The sequence below is a fragment of the Thiocapsa sp. genome, assembly GCF_035467215.1.
In the GTDB taxonomy this organism is placed as follows: Bacteria; Pseudomonadota; Gammaproteobacteria; order Chromatiales; family Chromatiaceae; genus Thiocapsa.
Genome location: NZ_DATITZ010000132.1, coordinates 1 through 4,001, shown reverse-complemented (window position 1 = coordinate 4,001; position 4,001 = coordinate 1). Strand labels below are relative to the sequence as shown.

3 protein-coding genes are annotated in these 4,001 nt (G+C 65.4%); 1 reads left to right on the top strand and 2 read right to left on the bottom strand.

The window, feature by feature from the left end; translation table 11 throughout:
- The coding region (locus VLR48_RS07630) for a glucose PTS transporter subunit IIA (protein WP_325291209.1) at positions 1–1,294 on the bottom strand (1,294 nt) is incomplete at its 3' end.
- A 25-nt stretch (positions 1,295–1,319) separates the two neighbouring features.
- Positions 1,320–2,630: a carbohydrate porin gene (locus VLR48_RS07625; RefSeq protein WP_325291208.1), complete on the bottom strand. Its 1,311-nt coding sequence runs from the start codon at positions 2,628–2,630 to the stop codon at positions 1,320–1,322.
- A 236-nt stretch (positions 2,631–2,866) separates the two neighbouring features.
- Between VLR48_RS07625 and VLR48_RS07620 the strand changes: the two genes are divergently transcribed.
- Positions 2,867–4,001, top strand: a 1,135-nt coding sequence (locus VLR48_RS07620) for an ATP-binding protein (RefSeq protein WP_325291207.1), incomplete at its 3' end; no start/stop codon positions are given.

The window sequence follows — 4,001 nt, the reverse complement described above, 5'->3', positions numbered from 1 at the left end:
GCGGGATCTCGGGCTCCTCGATCGGCTGCCCGGTGATGATGGCGAGCACACGCCGGCCGACATCCTCCAGGTCGTTCGCGCGTCCCGCGAGCAGTGGATTGCTCAATCCGGCGAGCCGCTCGGCATGGGTCCGGTAGGCCTGCTGCCAGGCGAAGGCCGCGCTCTTGCCCTTGGCGATGGCGCTCTCGGCGATGTCGATGAGGTCGGGATCTTCGAGCAGCTCCTGATGCGCGGCGAAGATGGCCGCCTTGCCCGGATCGGACTGGGCTTGGAGCTCCGACTGGAGCGATTCGAGCTGGACCTTCGCGGTATCGAAGGCGTCGTCGAGACGGCGACGCTCGCGGTTCGGAGACTCGGCGTGCTCCGGCACATCGATCTCGGTGCGGCGCAGCTGAAAGATCGTGCCGACGGCGAGCCCCGGCGAGGCCGAGACGCCGAGCAGCAGATTCGGATCGTCCGAGCGCGGGCGCGGCGCCGGAGCGGCGTCCTCCCCGATCTCGGTCGTCGCGGGCGCGGGGGCCGGATGCGTCCCTTCATCTCCGAGACCCGCCGCAAGCTCGGGGGCCAGCGCCGCGATCGCCTCGGCGGCGTCCGGCCCTTCGGCGATCAGCTGCACCTTGTCGCCGTGCTCGATTTCCAGCCCCATCAGCGCGACGACGCTCTTGGCGTTGCCCTGATCCTCGCCGCGTTGCACCAGGATCCGCGACTTGAAGCGCTTGGCCAGGTTGGCGAGCACCGCCGCCGGGCGAGCATGTAGGCCGGTCGGATTCGGGATCAGGATGGCATCCGAGACCACTCGCCGGCCCTCCGCGACACCGGATTCGGCGGTTGTCTCGGCCAGGCGCAGCGTCAGACAGACATCCTGCCCGGCGCGCACCCGTCCGGTCGCGGCCTCGAGCTGCGCGACACGTTCGCCGTTGGTGATCACCACTTGGGTGAGCAGGCTCTTGGCGTGGGTCGCGAGGAAATCCGCATCGAATGCGATCAGCGCAGTCCCGGCTTCGACCCGCTCGCCTTGCGCGACCTTCGGGGTGAAGCCCTGGCCCTTGAGCGAGACCGTATCCAGGCCGATGTGCATCATCACCTCGATGCCCTCGTCCGTGGTCAGGGTCACGGCGTGCCCGGCGCGATGCACCTGGGTCACGGTGCCGGCACAGGGCGCGATCAGGAGTGCGCTCATCGGATCGATCGAGACACCGTCCCCGACCATCTTCTGCGCGAACACCGGGTCCGGGACCTGCTCCAGGGGAAGGATGACGCCATCCAACGGCGCCTTCAGCTCGACGACGGCCATGTGCTTGAATCTCCCGCGGCTCGGATCAGAAGTTGATGCTGACCTTGGCGCCGATCAGAAACGCGTTGTCGATCTCGCCCGTACCGGCCGGGCGGATGCTGTACTGGATGTCCGGCTGGATCAGGATCCCGCGCGGCAGGACAAAGCCGTGGTTCAGCTCGATGGCCGCCTCGTAGCTCTTGCTCGGCAGTCCCGCTGCGACGAGGCCGTCGTCGTAGGCGTCGCTGTACCAGCCGGTGGTGATGCCGAGCCCGGTCCGATCCTGCGGGCGTCCATCGAACAGCCCCTCGTAGACCAGGCCGACGTTGAAATAGCTCGACATCTGGTTGGCCTCGTCGGTGAGGCTGAAAACCAGGGCGCCGAAGGCCGAGAGCCCGCGCGCGCTGCCGGGTGAGACCCGGTAGAGCCTCTGATCGGCGAGCAGCCAGATCATCCCGTTTCCGGTGACGGTCGCCGTAGGGTCGGAGAGGCGGCCGAAATCCTGATAGTCGCCGGTCAGATAGAAGCCGCCGATCTTGTAGACACCGGGCAGCGCCTGGTCCGAGTCGCGGTTGAGGTGATAGTGGATCTCGCCGGCCAAGGTCGCACCGTTGTTGCCGAGGCCCCAGGTCAGACCGTGCTCGTTGTGGCTCCGACTGGTCGGGTCGCCGTCCTTGAGCTCCGGATCGCCATCGTAGATCGCCGCCTGGAAGGTCCAGACGCGTGACGGGGTGTCGTAGCGTACGCGCGCGCCCCAGGTCGCGAGCGGATAGGCGGTGAAAGTGAAGGGGTTCTGGAGAAAAACCGGCTTGGGGCTGCCGCAGAATGAATTGTTGACGAACTGGCAGTAGAGGTCCGAGCGTAGAAAATCGTCGTTTGCGATCAGTCGCCCGTAGGCCAGATCGAGCCGGTCGTCCAACAGCCGAGTGATGAACTGGACATTCGCGACCTTGACGTTCTGTCCGCCGTAGAGCTCCTGCACCGTGAAGGTGTTGCCGCCTTCAGAGGGAGCGACGAACCGCGCCGAGACGCTGTCGCCGTCGCGTTTGGAGACCTTCACCAGCAGGCTGGTGCTCGGGATGCCGAACAAGCGCTCGAGATCCATCAAGACGTCGAGCGCGATATTGTCGGCGTAGGTCCCGCCGAGGATCTCGCCGCCGTCGATGTTGAACATCGGCTCGGCCGTGTAGTTCAGGTTGAACGTGAAGCCTGCATCGTTCCAGCGATCGCGCGCCCCGCCCCAGCTTCCGGTCAAATACTCGCTGGTGGGGAAGCTCGTCGCGCCGACGATCGATGTCCCGAGCGCGGCAACGCCTAAGAACGCCGCGGTCAGGAAACGCGTGGTCGATCCCATCATCCCGGCTACCCCTGCTGGACTGCACCAATGGAGAAAGCGACAGGATCGAAGGTGCGCAGCCCTGACCGGCAATGCCATCGAGCCCTGAGCCTCGAAGATAGGCTAAGCGGGCCGGTCGCGCTAGGGGGAACCACAGGTCGTCGCGGCCGATCTCGGGCGCGTCCCGGCGGGATGTTCATCCGAACGAATGTGATAATTTGGCGCTCGGCCTGCCCTGACAGCCCCGGAGTTTCCTCATGCGTTTCTTCAACACCGAAGGTCCGATCAAACAAGACAAGCACTATTCTCTTCCTCCGCTGGAGCGTTGGGATCTGGCGCAAGTGCTGACTCTCATCGACCAGGAAAAATATTTCCTCCTGCACGCCCCTCGGCAGACCGGCAAGACCACCTGTCTACTGGCTCTGATGGAGTATCTGAATCGGGAGGGGCGTTATCTGGCGCTCTACGCCAATATCGAAACGGCGCAGCCCGCTCGCGAGAATGTCGAATTGGCGATGACCGGCATCGTGCAGACCCTGGCGAACAGCGCACACTTCTGGCTCGGCGACTCCGCGCCTCAAGCCTTGGCGCGCGAGGTGCTCGCCGAGCAGTCGGCAACGGTCGCGCTGGGCCAGTTTCTGGCGCGCTGGAGCGCGCAGTCGCCGCGGCCGACGGTCCTGCTTCTCGACGAGGTCGATGCGCTGGTCGGCGACACGCTCATCTCGCTGTTGCGCCAGTTACGCGCGGGCTATTCGCAGCGCCCCACGGGTTTTCCGCAAACGGTGATTCTGTGTGGTGTGCGGGATCTGCGCGATTATCGCATCCATTCCAGCTCCGAGGCGCCGATCACCGGCGGCAGTGCCTTCAACATCAAGGCTCAGTCTCTGCGCTTGGGCGATTTCAATGCCGCGGAGGTAAGAGCGCTGTTGCAGGAGCATACCGCCGAGACCGGTCAGACGTTTACCGAGGAGGCGATGCAGAGGGTCTGGACGCTGACGGTCGGCCAGCCTTGGCTGGTCAACGCGCTGGCCTACGAAACCTGTTTCGAGATGCGCCAAGGCCGTGACCGCAGCCGCCCGATCACGTTGGAGATGATCGAGCAGGCCAAGGAGAACCTCATCCTGCGTCGGGTCACGCATCTGGACCAGCTGGCCGACAAGCTGCGCGAGCCGCGTGTGCGCCGGGTCATCGAGCCGATGTTGGCCGGGACCGCCTTGGGCGAGGTGCCCGAGGACGACATCCAATACCTCATCGATCTCGGTCTCTGTCGGATGGCGCCGGGTCGGGGCCTGACGATCGCCAATCCGATCTATCGCGAGGTCCTGCCCCGAATCTTGGCCTTCACACCACAGGCGTCCTTGCCGCAGATCGCCCCGACCTGGCTGAATCCGG